Genomic DNA, 16,106 nt, shown 5'->3' with positions numbered 1-16,106 from the left:
AGCGCTTGCTCACCGGCGCGCGTTGAGCCGGGCGGCCTGGCGTGTCAGGTGGTCGCGTTCGGCGAGGTTGGGGGCCTTGTGGGCCGCCTCGGCGTACAGCCGGGCCGCCGTTGTCAGGTCGCCGTCGCGTTCGTGCAGGTACGCCGCGACCGCCGCGTGGCGGGGCAGTGAGTCGTCCAGCGCCGCGAGTGCCGCGAGGCCGGCGCGCGGACCGTCGGCCTCGCCGACGGCGACGGCGCGGTTGAGCCGGACGACCGGGCTGTCTGTCAGACGCGTGAGCTCGTCGTACCACTCGACGATCTGGACCCAGTCGGTCTCCTCGGCGGTGGGCGCGTCGGCGTGGAGTGCGGCGATGGCGGCCTGGGCCTGGAACTCGCCCAGCCGGTCGCGAGCGAGGGCCGTCTGCAGGATCTCGATGCCCTCGGCGATGGACTCGGTGTCCCACCGGCCGCGGTCCTGCTCGGCGAGCGGCACCAGGCTGCCGTCGGGCGCGGTGCGGCCGGCGCGCCGGGCGTGGTGGAGCAGCATGAGGGCGAGCAGCCCCGCCACCTCGGGGTGGTCGATCGCGGTCGCGAGCTGCCGGGTGAGCCGGATGGCCTCGGCGGCGAGGTCGACGTCGCCGGAGTAGCCCTCGTTGAAGACCAGGTAGAGGACGCGCAGCACGGTGGCGACGTCGCCGGGCTGGTCGAACCGTACGCGGGAGACGGTGCGCTTGGCGCGGCTGATGCGCTGCGCCATGGTCGCCTCGGGCACCAGGTAGGCCTGGGCGATCTGCCGGGTGGTCAGCCCGCCGACGGCGCGCAGCGTGAGCGCGACCGCCGACGAAGGCGTCAGCGACGGGTGGGCGCACAGGAAGTAGAGCTGGAGCGTGTCGTCCACCGCGGGCGCGGGCCCGGGCGCCGGCTCCTCGTCGACGAGGTCCTCCCGTCGGCGGCGGGCGGCGTCCGCGCGGGTCGCGTCGAGGAAGCGGCGCCAGGCCACGGTGACCAGCCAGCCCTTGGGGTCCCTCGGAGGGCCGGCCGGCCAGACGCGGACGGCCTCGACCAGCGCGTCCTGCACGGCGTCCTCGGCCGCCGCGAAGTCGGCTCCGCGGCGGACGAGGATCCCGAGCACGCTCGGCGTGAGGCTCCGGAGCAGGGCCTCGTTCACTGGTGAGGTCACTCCGTGATGGTGGGCGGCGTGGTCAGGAACGGGCGCACCTCGAGCCACTCGTGGATCGGCTTCCCGCCCGCTCCGGGGGCGGCCGACAGTTCTCCGGCCAGCTCGACGGCGCGCTCGTAGCTGTCGACGTCGATCACCATCCAGCCGGCGATGAGGTCCTTCGTCTCGGCGAACGGGCCGTCGGTGACCGGCGGGCGCCCCTCACCGTCGTACCGGACCCACGCCCCCTCGGGGGCGAGCGCCTGACCGTCGACGAACTCGCCGGTCTCCTCGAGCCGGGCCGCGAAGTCGTTCATGTACTGCACGTGGGCCGAGATCTCCTGCGGCGTCCACTGGTCCATCGGCACGTCGTTGACCGCGGCCGGAGCGCCTCGGTAGTGCTTGAGCAGCAGGTACTTCGCCATGGTGGTTCTCCTCGGTACTGATGCGACCCATTGTCGTCGCACTCACCCCGGGGACGGAGCCGGTCACGGGTTCTCGACATCGTCGTCGGAACTTTTTCGGGTTCTCATGGACGAGCCCCGTGTGGAGCTCCCGGTGCTGCTGGAACCCGTCGAGCCCGTCCTCGCCCTGGACGTGGCACCCAGGCCACAGGCTTGATCACGCCCGGGCGCCGGGCTCAGGGCAGGATGGAGTCGACGTAGCCGCCGTCGACCCGCAGGGCACCTCCGGTGGTGGCGGAGGCGTGGGGCGAGGCGAGGTAGACGACCATGTTGGCGATCTCCTCGGGCTCGATGAGCCGCTGCAGCAGGGACTGGGGGCGGTGCTTGACCATGAACTCGTGCTGCGCCTCGTCCCAGGGCAGCTCGTCGCCGACGAGCTCGCGGACGAATCGCTCGACGCCGCCGGTGTGGGTCGGTCCGGCGATGACGGAGTTGACGGTGACGCCGGTACCGGCGGCGTCCTTGGCGAACCCACGGGTGACGGCGAGCAGCGAGGTCTTCGTCATGCCGTAGTGGATCATCTCGGCGGGGATGACCACGGCCGAGTCGCTGGCGAGGTTGAGGACGCGCCCCCAGCCCCGTTCCTTCATGCCGGGCAGGAAGGCGCGGATGAGCCGGACGGCGGAGAGGACGTTGACCTCGAAGAAGCGGCGCCACTCGGCGTCGTCGATCTCAAGAGGAGCGGCGGAGCCGAAGATGCCGAGGTTGTTGACGAGGATGTCGACCGCGGGCACGGCCTCCAGTACGGCGGCGGCGCCCTGCTCCGTCGCCAGGTCGCCCGCGGCGCCGGTGACGTCGTCGCTGCCGGAGTCGGCGCGTACGGTGCGGACGGCCGCCGCGACGCGCTCCTCGCCGCGGCCGTTGACGACGACGCGGGCGCCCGCGCGGGCGAGGCCGGTGGCGATGGCGTGGCCGATGCCCTGGGTGGAGCCGGTGACCAGGGCAGTGCGGCCGGAGAGATCGATCTGCATGACGCGTTCCCGTCGTTGAGGCTGTGAAGCTGCTGCGGCGGTGTCGATGCCCGCGGATCCCCGGGTACCCGTCCGCGGCGGACGGGTACCCGGGGACGTACGGGGTCAGTTGAGGGTGTCGGGGTCCGGGCCGGTGCGCAGACCGCGGTCGAGGTCCGTGAGGGCGGCCATGTCGGTGTCGGTGAGCTCGAAGCCGAAGACGTCGAGGTTCTGCCGGATGCGGTCGGGGGTGACGGACTTGGGGATCACGATGTTGCCGGTCTGGAGGTGCCAGCGCAGCACGACCTGCGCCGGGGTTACGCCATACGCCTCGGCGACTCGCACGATCGCCTGGTCCCCGAGGACCGCGCCCTGGGCCAGGGGGCTCCAGGCTTCGGTGGCGATCCCGTGCTCGGCGTGGAAGGCGCGCAGCGCGGTCTGCTGGAGGCCGGGGTGCAGCTCCACCTGGTTGACCGCCGGGGTGATCCCGGTGTGCTCCATGAGCCGCCGCAGGTGGGGGATCTGGAAGTTCGAGACGCCGATGGCGCGGGCACGCCCGTCGGCGAGGATCTTCTCCAGCGCCTTGTAGGTCTCCACGTACAGGTCGCGGGCCGGGGTGGGCCAGTGGATGAGGTAGAGGTCGACGTGGTCGAGGCCGAGCCTGTCCAGGGAGTCGTCGAAAGCGGCCAGGGCCCGGTCGTGGCCCTGGTCCTCGTTCCACAGCTTGGTCGTGACGAAGAGCTCCTCGCGGGGCAGGCCGGAGGCGGCGATGGCCTTGCCGACGCCGCGCTCGTTGCCGTAGACCGCCGCGGTGTCGATGCTGCGGTAGCCGGCCTCCAAGGCGCTGGTGACCGCGGCGGTGGTCTCCTCGTCGGGGACCTGGAAGACACCGAAGCCCAACTGGGGCATGATCACACCGTTGTTGAGCGTCACGTTCGGCACGGAAGTCATGAGGGGTTCCTTTCCTCGGTACTGCTGGGTGGGGGGATCAGGAGCGGACGGCTCGCGCGGCTGCGGGAGCGGCGGGGTGGGCGGCCGTGGGGTCCGTGGCCGCGGCGAGGTCGGCGTTCGCCGGGGCGGAAACCACGGTGATGCGGGTGGGCCGCGGTTCGAGCCGGTGCGAGATGACGGCCAGGACCAGGGCGGCGGCGGCCAGTACGGCCCCGACGGCGTTGGGCGCGGTGTAGCCGAGGCCGGCGGAGATCACCAGGCCGCCGAGCCAGGCGGACAGGGCGTTGCCCAGGTTGAAGGCGCCGATGTTGGCCGCCGAGGCCAGCGTCGGCGCGCCGTGGGCGTGGTCGAGGACGCGCTTCTGGAGCGGCGGGACGGTGGCGAAGCCGAGAGCGCCGATGAGGAAGACGGCCACGACGGACGCCGTCTTGCTGGAGGCCAGGAAGGTGAGCAGCAGCAGGACCAGTGCCAGGCCGCCCAGCGCGGTGTAGAGCATGGGCATGAGCTTGCGGTCCGCGAAACGGCCGCCGATCAGGTTGCCTGCCACCATGCCGAGCCCGAAGACCACCATCAGCCAGGTGACGGAGGATCCGGCGAAGCCGCCGACCTCGGTCATCATCGGAGCGATGTAGGTGATCGCGGCGAACACGCCTCCGAAGCCGAGGACCGTCATGGCCATGGCCAAGATGACCTGGGTGTTCCTGAAGGCGGCGACCTCGTGCCGCAGCCGCGTTCCCTCCGGCTTGGGCAGGTCGGGTACGAGCTTGGCCACGCCGGCCAGGCCGAGTACGCCCAGGGCGGCGACGAGCAGGAAGGTCACGCGCCAGCCGGCGTTCTGGCCCACGTACGTGCCCAGGGGTACGCCGACGACGTTGGCCACGGTCAGGCCGGTGAACATCATGGAGATGGCGCCGGCCTTCCTCTCGGGGGCCACCAGTTCGGCGGCGACGACGGAGCCGATGCCGAAGAAGGCGCCATGGGCCAGCGAGGCCACCACGCGGCCGATCAGCATGACGGCGAAGACCGGGGCGACGGCGGAGATGAAGTTGCCGAGGATGAACAGGCCCATGAGCAGCATGAGCATGTTCTTGCGGGAGATCCTGGTGCCGAGGACGGTCATGATCGGTGCGCCGATCATGACGCCGAGGGCGTAGCCGGTGACCAGGAAGCCGGCCGTCGGTACGGACACGCCGAGGTCCGCGCCGACCTGGGGCAGCAGCCCCATGATCACGAATTCCGTGGTGCCGATTCCGAAGGCCCCTATGGCCAGGGCCAGCAGTGCGAGCGGCATGACGAGGGTCCTTTGACGTACAAAGTCAGATTGCGCAAGCGCCTTACGCGCGCAAACAATAATTGCACACGCTGGCTAACGGCAAACGCAGGTAGAGTGAGTGGCTGGTCGGAGCCAGAGCGCCACCACGTGGCAGGTGACCCGGCTGGAGGACCACGGGGCGCCCTCGCGCCACCTGTGCCCCGTCGACCGCCGCGACATCTGCACCGAGGTCACCGACGACGGCCTGCGTCTGCTGGAGGAGGCCCGCCCCACCCGCGACGCGGCCCCGCGCGAGGCCCTCGACCAGGCGGCCACCGACCCCGTGCTCGCACCCCTGGTCCACGCCGTTCAGCGACGCAGGGCGGCGTCCGGCCGGTATGACCTGGCGCCGCCTGCGATGACGCTACGAAGGGGTCCCGTACCCGATCCGGCTCAGGGCCTCTGTTCGAGGACGTCCACAGCCAGCTTCCGCACCGCGGTGTCGTCGACCTCGACGCCGAGCCCCGGACCGTCGGGTACCCGCGCCGTCCCGTTCTCGATCGTCACCGTCGGCCCGGCGTAGGGCGATTCGACGAACTGACGGCCGTTCAGATCAACGGGTGTGTCGAGCCCGTAGGCCGCGAAGAGGTGCAGCGAGGCGGCGAGGCCGACGTCCGAGTCGGTGAGCCCCGACCCCATGAGCTGCACGCCGCAGTCCTCGGCCAGCGCGCACAGCCGCCGAGAGAGCGTGAGCCCGCCGCTGCGCTGCACCTTGGCGATGGCGATGTCGACAGCTTCGAGGCGGACGAACGTCGCCAGGTCGGTGGGATGGCGCAGACTCTCGTCGAGCGCGACCGGGATCGGTGAGGAGTCCCGGAGCCTGCGCAGTCCGGCGATGTCGTTGGCGGGCAGCGGCTGTTCGAAGGCGGTCACCCCGAGGCCGGCCAGGCGGGCGGACATGCGCAGCGCGGCCGGCACGGTGTACGCCTGGTTGGCGTCCACCCACAACGGGGCTCCGGCCGGGGCGTGTTCGCGCACGGCCGCCACCACGGCCGCGTCCGTCTCCTCGTCGTGCAGCCCCACCTTCACCTTGAACGCCCGGTAGCCCTCGTCCACGCCCTCCGCCACGCTGTCGCCGACCTCCGCCGGCGACTGGCCGGAGACGACCCAGCCCAGCTCGATCGTCTCCCGGCGCCGCTGCCCCCACAACGTCCCCAGCGGCACGCCGGCCGCCCGGCCGAGCAGGTCGTGCAGCGCGACGTCGACCGCTCCCTTGGCCAGCGGGGCACCGATGGTGAAGCCCCGGTTGACGGCCCGGTCGAACGCGGCGTCCACGCCGCCGAGGTCCCAGGCCGGACGCCCGAGGATCGCCAGCGCGAGGTAGCGGTCGACGGTCGTGACGATCGACTCCGCGGTCTCGTAGGTCCACGCGGGGATCGGCGTCGCCTCGCCCCAGCCGTGCACACCGTCGGCGTCGACCCGTACCAGGACGCGGATGCTGGGCCGGCCGGCCACGGCCACCGCGCCGCCGGAGACTCCGAAGGAGCGCCGGGTGGGCAGGGCGACGGCGTACGTGGTGACGCGGTCGATGGTCAGGTCGCCGAGCGGGAGCCGAAGCGGTGTCATGGGCGGTCCTTCCGTCTGAAGTGACTGAAGTGGTTTGCCATTACGAGCCGGGGCCGGCGTGCGACCGGGCAGTCGGTGGGCGGCTCTGGAGTACGTGCGCGGCCCAGCAGCCGGTCGGCGGCCGGGCGCGCGACGTCACCCCCGTCCCGGCGGCACCGTGCGACCCCGCCAGGGGGCTGTGCTGCCCCGCAGCAGGACCTCGCCCGCGATGCGCTCCACGCGCGAGCGCCGCCCCCGCGGCTCGCGCAGCGCCAGGTCCAGGACGGTCTCCCCCATCCGTGCGAGCGGCAGCGCGACCGTGGTCAGCGGCGGGGTGAGGTCCCGGACGATCGGTACGTCGTCGAAGCCCGCGAGCGACAGGTCCTCCGGTACCCGGAGCCCGCTTTCGCGCAGTGCCGCCAACGCTCCCACGGCCATCACGTCCGTGACGGCGAAGACGCAACTCGCCCTGAGGCCCCGGGCGAGCAGTTCGGCGGTCGCGGCGTACCCGCCCTCACGGGTGAACGCGCCTTCGACCACCTGGTCGGCGGCCAGCCGGATCGAATGCTCGGCCAGCGCGTCGCGGAAGCCCCGCAGCCGGTCGGCGACCGTCGTCAGTGACGGCGGCCCGGTCAGCACCGCGAACTCCCGGTGCCCCAGACCGATCAGGGCCCTGGCCAGTTCCGCCGCCCCGGCCCGGTTCTCCGGCAGCACGGTGTCCACCCGCAGGCTGCGGTGGCGGCTGACGGCGGCGACCCGGCCGCCGCCGGACACGTACGGCCCGAGTTCCGCGGCCATCGACCGCTCCCAGTCCGCGTCCTCGAAGCCGGAGCCGATGAGCAGGATGGCGCGGGCGCGGTGGGCGCGCAGCGTCGAGACGTAGGCGACCTCACGGGCGGGTTCGCGGAAGGTGCTCGCCAGCATCACCATGAGGTGCCGGGCGGCGGCGGCGCGCATCACGCCACTGGCGATGGCGGAGAAGTACGGGTCGCCGACGTCGTGGCAGATGACGCCGACGACGGAACTCTGGGCGCTCGCGAGCGCCTGCGCATGGGCGTTGGGGATGTAGCCGAGGTGCTCCGCGGCGAGCAGTACGCGTTCGCGCAGGTCCTCGCGCACCCGTGCGGTGCCGTTGAGTGCCCGCGAGGCGGTGGCCGCGGAGACCCCGGCGGTACGGGCGACGGAGTCCAGGGTCACGTGCGCCCGTGCCCGTTCGGGCCGGTCGGGTACAGGCGCGTTGTCTCGGCTTACGGGTCGGTTCACGGCACCCCCAGATCGCACAGGGCCACGGGCGCGCCGAGGTCCGGAAACCTCTTGACGCCCTATTGACCATTCGTACGCGCTGTCCCTAACGTGGCAGAGCATAGCAGAAAGCGCTTTCTGGAAGCGTTTTCCGATACTACCAGGCGTTTCACCAACCCCCTGCGACTCCTTCCCGGCACAACCCGACGTCAGAGGAGTTCACTCATGAGCCAGAGCGCCATCCGCCGAACTCCCGCTCCCCCGGCGGGAGTCAAAGAGCGCGCGCAGCGCGGCGCGGCCGAACGGCTCGGCGAAGCGGTCGAGCGGGCATGGCGGCCGTTCGCCCTGCTCCTCGTCTGCCTCGTCGCCTGGTGGGCCGTCTCGGCCGCCGACCTGGTCGAGTCCTACCTGGTGCCGTCGCCGGGCGCGACCCTGGACCTGATGGCCACCAAGAGCGGCTACCTCTGGCACCACAGCTGGGTGACCACGTACGAGACACTGCTGGGCTTTGTGATCGCGGTCGGCGTCGGCGTCCTCGCGGCCGTGGCGATGGTCTACTCGTCGACCGTCGAGAGGACGCTGTATCCCATCCTGCTGTTCGCCCAGGTGATCCCGAAGATCGCCATCGCGCCGCTGTTCGTGGTGTGGCTGGGCTTCGGTATCGCGCCGAAGATCCTCATCGCCGTGCTCATCGCCTTCTTCCCGGTGGTCATCTCCATGGTGACCGGCCTGAAGTCGGTGGACCCCGAAATGATCCAGCTCTCCCAGACCATGGGCGCGAGCGCGCTGCAGACCTTCGTCAAGATCCGCTTCCCGGCGTCGTTCCCGCACCTGTTCTCCGGTCTGAAGGTGGCCGTCACGCTGGCGGTCACCGGTGCGGTCGTCGGCGAGTTCGTCGGTGCCAACGAAGGTCTCGGCTATGTGATCCTCCAGGCCAACGGCAATCTCGACACCCCGATGCTCTTCGCCGGACTCCTGGTGATGTCGCTGATCGGTGTCGTCCTCTTCGTGATCGTGGAAATCGCCGAGAAGCTCCTGCTCCCCTGGCACGCCAGCCGCCGGGGCGACGCCGTCAGCACCGCGTACTGAGGCAACTTCCCGCTCCCGCTCCGAGAAGGGCCGAACCATGCACCTGCGCAGACTGCCCACCGTCCTCGTCCCGCTGCTGCTGTTCGCCACCGCCTGCGGCGGCGAGGGCTCGGACAAGACCACGAGCGCGTCGGGCAAGGAACTCGACAAGGTCACGCTCACGCTGAACTGGTATCCCTACGGCGAGCACGCGCCGTTCTACTACGGCAAGCAGCAGAAGATCTACGAGAAGCACGGCATCGACCTCCAGATCCGGGCCGGACAGGGCTCGCAGAAGACCGTGCAGGCCACTGCCGCCGGGCAGACCGACTTCGGCTGGGCGGACACCCCGGCCGTCCTCGCGGGCGTGGACCAGGGAGTCAAGGTCAAGAGCCTGGGCGTGTTCCTTCAAACCACCCCGGCGTCCGTGCAGTTCTTCGCCGACAAGGGCATCGACAAACCTTCGGACATCAAGGGCAGGACGATCGCGGGAACCGCCGGTGACGCCCTGTCCAGGACCTTCCCGGTCTTCCTCGAGAAGAACGGGATCGCCGAGTCCGACGTGAAGATCCAGAACACCGACCCGGCCGGCAAGATCGCCGCGGTGATCTCCGGCCAGACCGACGCCCTGCTCGGATACGCCAGCGACCAGGGCCCCACCATGCAGAACAAGGCCGGCAAGAAGGTCTCCTACCTGCGCTTCTCCGAGCATGGGCTCAACTTCTACTCCAACGGCCTGATCGCCGGGCAGCGCACCCTCACGAGCGATCCCGACCTGGCCAAGCGCATGGCCCAGGCCACCAGCGAGGCGTGGGCCGCGGCGGAGAAGAGTCCGGGTCCCGCCGTCGCCTCGATGGCGGGCGCATCCGGCCAACTGCCCCCCGAGAAGGTTCTGTCCGACCAGTTCGCCACCACGCTGACCCTGCTGCACACCGACGCCACCCAGGGCAGGGCCCCGGGCGTCAACACCGAGGCGGACTGGCAGAAGACCGTCGACCTCTTCGCCCAGGTCGGCATGGTCCGCAACGCCAAGCCGGTCTCGGAGTACTGGGACACCAGCGCGGCCCCGAAGGGATGACTGTGGCAGAGAAGACCATCCGCACGCCGCGGGCGGACGCCGGCCGGCAGCCGTCCGCCGCCGAGTCGTCCACGGCCGTCGAACTCGACGCGGTGCAGGTGCGGTTCCGTACGAAGAAGAGGGACGTCACCGCCTTGCGGGAAGTCTCGCTCGACGTCGCGCCAGGTGAGTTCGTCGCCATCGTCGGACCGTCCGGGTGCGGCAAGTCGACCCTGCTCAAGCTCGTCGCGGGCCTGCTGCGGCCGTCCTCGGGCGCCGTCCGGCTGCACGGCGAGGACGTCACCGCGCCCCGCCCCGACATCGGGTACGTCTTCCAGCGTGCCGCGCTGCTCGAATGGCGCACGGTCCGGCGGAACATCCTTCTCCAGGCCGAGATGCGGAAGATGTCCGCCGACCGGGCCCGCGCCCGTGCCGCCGAACTCATCGAGATGACCGGCCTGACCGGCTTCGAGGACGCCTACCCGCACGAACTGTCCGGCGGCATGCAGCAGCGCGTGGCGCTGTGCCGAGCGCTGCTGCACGAGCCACCGGTGCTGCTCATGGACGAGCCCTTCGGCGCCCTCGACGCGCTCACCCGCGAGCAGATGAACGTCGAACTGAACCGCATCTGGCGGGAGACCGGCACCACCGTCCTGCTGGTCACCCACTCGATCTCCGAAGCGGCCTACCTGGCGGACCGCGTGGCGGTGATGAGCGCACGGCCCGGCACGATCACCGAGGTCATCGACGTCGGTCTGCCGCCGGAACGTGACTACACCGACACCATGAGCCGCCCGGAGTTCCGCCGCGCCACGGCCCGTGTCCGAACCCTGCTGGGCGCGGCCTCGGCGGCCGACTGAGGGGCGCCGGGCGTCCGCCCCGGCACGACCCGGCGGTGCCTTCGGCCTCGGCTGCCGAAGGCACCGCCCCTTGTGCGACGGGGGACGCGACGGGCAGGCCGGACCGGTGCGGCACGTATGCACGGGCCGTCGGCGGTGTACGGGCCGCGGCCACGCGGGCGGCCCGGTCCGGAGCGGGCGTGACGGCTTGCGGTCCCCGGCCGGGTCGTCGTCGACGAGCGGGGTGAGCCGATCCGTTCCGGCGCACGCGCCGCAGGTGTGGACCGAGCCGCCCGGGCCGGAGCCGGCTTCGGTTCCGGCCCGGCTCTCGCGGCGAGCAGCCCTCGGGACCGCTGGGGCCAAGGTCCGGCGCACCGCGGAATCCACACCATGGTGAGACCAGCCGTGGCACCCCGGCCGGGCTCGTCGTCCCGACGGCCCCCGCCGACGGGCTCTTCGGCCGTGAGGACGGCCGGCCGGTCGTACGACGAGCGGGCACCGGCCGCGGCGACACCGGCCCGTCGCCGGGCTCCGTCTCGCAGCCGGGCGGGGAAGCGAACCCTCTGCGGCCGGAACGGCGACGCCCCGTGGTCCGCCGGGAGTTGGACCGGACAGGCCACGGGGTCGCGGGCCGCGGGTCAGAAGCGCACGTTCCGCAGGTATTCGTAGCTGGTGCGGGCCGAGGCGAAGGGGTCGACCGGGTTGTCGTGTTCGACCAGCCACTGCTTGACGCCGCCTCGTCGCGCCGAGCCGAACATGTGGGGGAAGTCCAGGACGCCGGAGCCGACGTCGGCGAAGTCGCCGTCCGGGGCCATGTCCTTGACGTGCAGGGCAGGGAAGCGGTGCCGGTTCTCGGTGAAGTAGTCGGCCGGGTCCTTGGCACCGCCCTTCGCCGCCCAGTACAGGTCCAGTTCGAAGCCGACGAGGTGCGGATCGGTCTCCGCGAGCAGGATGTCGTACAGCGTCTGCCCGTTGACCGTCCTGTGGTCCGGCTCGTGATTGTGGAAGAGCACCTTCAGCCCGGCCCCGCGGGCCGTCAGCCCCGCCTGGTTCAGCTTGCGCGCGGCCTCCCGGTAGCCATCCGGAGAGAGCAGGGAGTTCGGCAGGCTCGGTACGACGATCCACTTCCCGCCGAGCGTACGGATGTCCTCCAGGGCCTGTGGCAGACCGCTGCCGGTGACCGTTTCGTATCCGACGTGTTCGAGGACCGCCTTCAGGCCCGTCGCGTCCAGCATCCGCCGTATGTCGGCGGCGCTGTGCCCGTGGCGGCCGCTGACTCCGACGGTCGCGTAGCCGATGGCCGCCAACTCCTCGAGGGTGCCCTCGAAGTCCCGCGCCAGCGGGTCGCGCATGGTGTACAGGTGCATGCCGATCGCGCTCGGCGGGATCCGCCGCGTCTGCCCGGTCCCGGCCGAGGCGCTCGCGGCGGGGCCGGTCGCCGCCCTCGCCGTGCCGGCCGTCGCCGCTGCCGCCGCGGCGCCGAGCAGGCCGCCGAGGAACAACCGCCGGCCGGGTCCGGGCGCGTGCGCGGACGTCGATCCCATGGTGCGCGTTGCGTGCCGTTGTGCGCCGTCCATGTCCTGTCGCCTCCGATGAGCGGTGGGTTGGTGGGGAGCGAAGAAGGTTGGTTGCCGTGTGGCCTTGTGCGGTGGGGGCCGTACGGGCCGCACGCTCCGGACCGTCAGCTCACGCTGATCCGGAGCGCTCCTGTTGTCGTGTGTCCCTTGTCGTCGGTGACGGTGAGGTGGGCGGTGTAGCTGCCCTTGCGGGCGTAGGTGTGCTGGACCGTCGCCGTCTCCGCCGTCTTGCTGCCGTCACCGAAGTCCCAGTGGTAGGACTTCACGGTCCGCCCGGCCTGAAGGCTCGCCGTGCCCTTGAACGACACGGCCAGCGGCGCGGCGCCCTGCGACGGCGAGGCCGTGACCGCCACGCTGCCCGCGGGCCGCCGCTGGACGCCGGGACCGTTGAAGTGCAGCCAGTCCAGAGCCAGCAGGTCCGCCTTGTCGGCCGTCCACTCCGGGTTGCGGAAGACGACGTACAGCTTCGTCGTCCCGCCCGGGTCGGCCAGATCGACCGTCGGCGAGACGAGGTTGCCCCAGCCACCGGTGCTCGGGATGTGGGCCGTGCCGAGGAGCTTGCCGGTGGGCGAGCCCGCCCGGAACTCCACGTCACCGCCGATGCCGCCGGACGCCGCGCCGACGGTCACCGAGTCGATGCCCTTCAGGTGAACCGGGTCGAGGCTGATCCAGTCGCCGTCCTCGACCTCGACGAGCCGCTTGCCGCCGGAGGCGTCGGCCCGGTCCCCGATCTGCACGCCGCCGTTGGCGCCGCCGGTGGCGGTGTAGTGCTCGGCCTCGCGGAACGTGGGACGCAGCGTCAGCGCCGCGGAGCCGGTGAGGGCCGGTGCTCCCGGGGCGCCCTTGTCCTCGTACTGCGCGCTGACCCCGGCGTACAGGTTCTGGCCCGGGCCGTGGCTGTCACCGGTGTCGGTCACGATCTCGCCCTCGCACCCGGTGTAGTTGTCCAGCGGGTGCAGGTGCGTGTCGTGGCCGAGCTGGGACTGCACGACCACACGCTCGCAGTCGATCGTGCCGTCCTCCGGGTCCTTGACCTTGACCCGGAAGGGAATGGTGTCACCGAAGGCGAACATCCCGCCGTTCGGCGGCTGTTGGATCGTCACCTCGGGCCGGGTGTTGCCGACGGTGATCTCCCTCACCGCCGCGGCCTCCAGCCCGCCGGGCCCGGTGACCGTGAGGCGGGCGGTGAACACGCCCTTGTCGCGGTAGGTGTGCGTGGGGTTGGCCTCGGTCGAGTCGACGGTCCCGTTCCCGTCGAAGTCCCAGGCGTACGTCACGGGCTTCCCGTCCGGCACGCCCGACCCCTCGCTGGAGAACTTCACCGTCAGCGGCGCGGGACCGTTGTCCGGGCCGGCCGCCGCCTTCGCGGTCGGCAGCCGTCCGTCCTGGACGTAGTCGATGCGGTAGATGCCCGACCCCTCGTTGCTGCCGCCGCGTCCGGTTCCGCTGCCGAGACCGAAGTCGATCACGTAGAGGGCGCCGTCGGGGCCGAACTCCGCCTCGAAGGGCTGGTTCCACTTCATGTCGGCGAAGACGGAATTGATCGACAGCAGGTCGCCCTTCTCGGCGTCCGGGAAGCGGGAATTCTCGAAGGACTGGTCCTGCTGCTGGAACGAGAAGGTCTTGAACCACTGACGCGTCAGCTCGTAGGTGAACCACTTCTTGTCGAAGTAGGCAGGGAACTTGGCCTTGTACGGGTTGTCCTTGTCGTACGCGTAGACGGGCCCGCCCATCGGGCCGCCGCCGCCCGCGCCGAGCTCGGGGAAGTCCTTCGAGGCGGAGTACGCGTACGACACCACCGCCGGCTGGGCGGGCGGCAGTTCGCGCAGGCCGGTGTTGTTCGGCGAGTCGTTCACGAGCGCGCCGCAGTCGAACTTCGGGCCGGACGTCTTCGTCGCGAAGTCGTAGTCGTTGAACGGGATGTTGTCGCCGATGCAGTACGGCCAGCCGAGGTTGCCGGCCTCGGTGACCCGGTTGAACTCGACCGTGCCCTCGGGGCCGCGGTCGGGCACCTCCGCCTTGGCGTCCGGACCGTAGTCGCCGATCATCAGCGCGTCGTCGTGCGGATCGATCGTGATCCGGAACGGGTTGCGCATACCCATCACGTAGATCTCCGGGCGGGTCTTGTCCGTCCCGGGCGCGAAGAGGTTGCCTTCGGGCACGGTGTACGTGCCGTCGTCCTCCGGGTGGATGCGCAGCACCTTGCCACGGAGGTCGTTGGTGTTGCCCGCGGTGCCCTGCGCGTCCCAGGCGCGGCGGCCCTCGCGCTCGTCGATCGGGGCGAAGGCATCGGACTCGAACGGGTCGGTGTTGTCGCCCGTCGCCGCGTACAGGTTGCCCTTGGTGTCCATGGCGAGTGAGCCCGCCATGTGCGAGTTGGCCCGGCCCTCGCCGCGCCAGGTCGGGATCGTCAGCAGCCGCTTCTCGGACGCCGGGTCGACGGTGGAGCCGGACACGGTGAAGCGGGAGAGGTTGAGGTGCTTCTCGGTCTTGTCCGAGTAGAGCAGGTACAGCCGGTTGTTGTCGGCGAAGTGGCGGTCCAGGGTGAGGCCGAGCAGTCCGTCGGACTGGCTGGTCATCTCGGGGGTGTACTCGAAGTCCAGGGCGGTGGTGACCTTCAGGTTCTCCTGGTCGACGACCTTCAGCTTGCCGGTGCGCTCGATGAAGAAGACCCTGCGGTCGGGCGCGACGGCCAGCTCGAACGGGTCGGCCAGGCCGTCGGTGACCAGCGGGCTGCGCTGGAAACTGCCGGTCTTGGTGGCGGAGCAGTCGCCCGGCCTGGCCCCGGCCGCCCACTCGATGCCGCCGAGGAGGTGCTTGACGAACAGCGGCTCGGAGAAGGCGGAGGGGTCGTGGCCGCCGGCGGTGAACCAGGACCGGCCGCCGTCGTAGTTCTGGCACCAGGACCACGGATGGTCGACGCCCTGGGTCAGGCCGGTGATGCCGTCACGTTGCTTGATCTGCGCGAGCGTGTGGACCTTGCCGGTGGGGTTGAGGCGCCAGTTGTACCACTCCTCGGTGCGCTCCCACAGGTCGGGGAGTCCCTCGGTGGAGGGGTGCGCCTGGTCGAGCACCTTGATCCGGCCGGTCTGGACGGCCGGGTGCTGGTCGAAGACCGCGCCGACCAGGTCCCCGTACCAGTCCCAGTCGCGCTCGCTGGCGGAGGCCGAGTGCAGGCCGACCCAGCCGCCACCACCGCGGATGTACGTCTGGAGAGCGGCGCGCTGGTCGGCGTCGAGCAGGTCGCCGGACTCCGGCGTGGAGTTGGTGTTGTTGAACACGATCGCCTGGAAGCGGGAGAGGTTGGCGGCGGTGAAGGCAGCCGAGTCGTCGGTCGCCTCGACCTCGAAGTTGTTCTCCGCTCCCATCTTCTTGATCGCCTCGACACCGGCGGGGATCGAGTCGTGACGGAAGTTGGTCACCTTGGAGAAGACCAGGACCCGGAACTGCGGGTCGGCGTGCGCCGGTGGCGACGCGGCCACGGCCCAGGCGAGAAGGAGAGCGAGGAGTACGGCGAGGACGGGAAGGGGGGACCGAGTGCTGCGGACCAGTGGACTCATGGCGCTCCCGGTGCGAGTGAGAAAACTGCCTACGGGACATGGAAAGCGCTTACTGAGTTGCGCCGCTCAGAGTAGGTTCCCTTCGCGGGGCGGTCAACGGGGCCGGACGGTACGTGTGTTGTGTGCGAGCAGAGACGCCGGGACGGCGGGAGCGTGCGTGAGGGCGGACAGCGGCACCATCCGTGCCCGCCGCCAGGTCACCGCCGCCCCAGTACCCCTGCGGAGGGTCCGCGGCAGGCGCCTGCCCTCGTCGTCCTCGATCTCGCGGACGCGTACTCGTTCTGCCAGCCACTGAGCCCGGCGACACCGCGCCGCCTGGACCGGCATCCGAACGGCGCATCATTTCTCAAGGGGGGTATCGGCGCTCGGGTCACTGTGCGTTGAGGTCACGGAGGCCGACT

Annotated in this window: 12 protein-coding genes and 2 pseudogenes; 4 read left to right on the top strand and 10 right to left on the bottom strand. The window is 71.1% G+C overall.

Annotated features, from left to right (window positions below; all coding sequences use genetic code 11):
• Positions 1–9: 9 nt before the first annotated feature.
• From TNCT6_RS33425 to TNCT6_RS33405, 5 genes are all read right to left on the bottom strand, one after another.
• Positions 10–1,149 carry an RNA polymerase sigma factor gene (locus tag TNCT6_RS33425; protein ID WP_216372863.1) on the bottom strand — a complete coding sequence of 380 codons (1,140 nt, stop codon included), beginning with the start codon at positions 1,147–1,149 and terminating at the stop codon, positions 10–12.
• An 8-nt stretch (positions 1,150–1,157) separates the two neighbouring features.
• Positions 1,158–1,565, bottom strand: a complete 408-nt coding sequence (locus TNCT6_RS33420; RefSeq protein ID WP_141365080.1) for a YciI family protein — start codon at positions 1,563–1,565, stop codon at positions 1,158–1,160.
• A 215-nt stretch (positions 1,566–1,780) separates the two neighbouring features.
• Positions 1,781–2,575, bottom strand: coding sequence for an SDR family NAD(P)-dependent oxidoreductase (locus TNCT6_RS33415; protein WP_141365078.1), 795 nt, complete (start codon positions 2,573–2,575; stop codon positions 1,781–1,783).
• A 105-nt stretch (positions 2,576–2,680) separates the two neighbouring features.
• Entirely contained in the window at positions 2,681–3,505 is an 825-nt protein-coding gene (locus TNCT6_RS33410) for an aldo/keto reductase (protein ID WP_141365076.1), read from the bottom strand.
• A 37-nt stretch (positions 3,506–3,542) separates the two neighbouring features.
• Positions 3,543–4,796, bottom strand: a complete 1,254-nt coding sequence (locus tag TNCT6_RS33405) for an MFS transporter (RefSeq protein ID WP_141365074.1) — start codon at positions 4,794–4,796, stop codon at positions 3,543–3,545.
• A 112-nt stretch (positions 4,797–4,908) separates the two neighbouring features.
• On the opposite strand from TNCT6_RS33405, the pseudogene TNCT6_RS41275 reads away from it, so the two are divergent.
• Positions 4,909–5,139: pseudogene (locus TNCT6_RS41275) on the top strand (MarR family transcriptional regulator); the annotation flags it as partial.
• Positions 5,140–5,210: 71 nt separating this feature from the next.
• Here the strand turns inward: TNCT6_RS41275 and TNCT6_RS33395 are convergent.
• Positions 5,211–6,383 carry a mandelate racemase/muconate lactonizing enzyme family protein gene (locus TNCT6_RS33395; RefSeq protein WP_141365071.1) on the bottom strand — a complete coding sequence of 391 codons (1,173 nt, stop codon included), beginning with the start codon at positions 6,381–6,383 and terminating at the stop codon, positions 5,211–5,213.
• 135 nt (positions 6,384–6,518) lie between these two features.
• Complete coding sequence (locus TNCT6_RS33390) at positions 6,519–7,559, bottom strand: LacI family DNA-binding transcriptional regulator (RefSeq protein WP_141365069.1); 1,041 nt, start codon at positions 7,557–7,559, stop codon at positions 6,519–6,521.
• A gap of 270 nt (positions 7,560–7,829) precedes the next feature.
• Here TNCT6_RS33390 and TNCT6_RS33385 point away from each other — a divergent pair, with 270 nt between their 5' ends.
• From TNCT6_RS33385 to TNCT6_RS33375, 3 genes are read left to right on the top strand one after another with little or no spacing between them, the layout of a single operon-like run.
• Complete coding sequence (locus TNCT6_RS33385) at positions 7,830–8,693, top strand: ABC transporter permease (RefSeq protein WP_141365067.1); 864 nt, start codon at positions 7,830–7,832, stop codon at positions 8,691–8,693.
• Positions 8,694–8,730: 37 nt separating this feature from the next.
• Entirely contained in the window at positions 8,731–9,750 is a 1,020-nt protein-coding gene (locus TNCT6_RS33380) for an ABC transporter substrate-binding protein (RefSeq protein WP_141365065.1), read from the top strand.
• Positions 9,747–10,589: an ABC transporter ATP-binding protein gene (locus TNCT6_RS33375; protein ID WP_141365063.1), complete on the top strand. Its 843-nt coding sequence runs from the start codon at positions 9,747–9,749 to the stop codon at positions 10,587–10,589. The genes TNCT6_RS33380 and TNCT6_RS33375 overlap by 4 nt, the downstream gene beginning before the upstream one ends.
• Before the next feature lie 617 nt (positions 10,590–11,206).
• On the opposite strand, the gene TNCT6_RS33370 is transcribed toward TNCT6_RS33375, so the two are convergent.
• The 3 genes and pseudogenes from TNCT6_RS33370 to TNCT6_RS41970 all read right to left on the bottom strand — a co-directional run.
• Positions 11,207–12,112, bottom strand: coding sequence for a sugar phosphate isomerase/epimerase (locus TNCT6_RS33370; RefSeq protein WP_141365061.1), 906 nt, complete (start codon positions 12,110–12,112; stop codon positions 11,207–11,209).
• 137 nt (positions 12,113–12,249) lie between these two features.
• Positions 12,250–15,705, bottom strand: a complete 3,456-nt coding sequence (locus TNCT6_RS33365; RefSeq protein WP_141365059.1) for a ThuA domain-containing protein — start codon at positions 15,703–15,705, stop codon at positions 12,250–12,252.
• Between the two features lie 162 nt (positions 15,706–15,867).
• Positions 15,868–15,993: pseudogene (locus TNCT6_RS41970) on the bottom strand (IS630 family transposase); the annotation flags it as partial.
• Positions 15,994–16,106 lie beyond the last annotated feature (113 nt).

This window comes from Streptomyces sp. 6-11-2 (genome assembly GCF_006540305.1).
In the GTDB taxonomy this organism is placed as follows: Bacteria; Actinomycetota; Actinomycetes; order Streptomycetales; family Streptomycetaceae; genus Streptomyces.
Note: the sequence above shows the minus strand (reverse complement) of the source record. Positions and strands in the feature narration are given on the sequence as shown.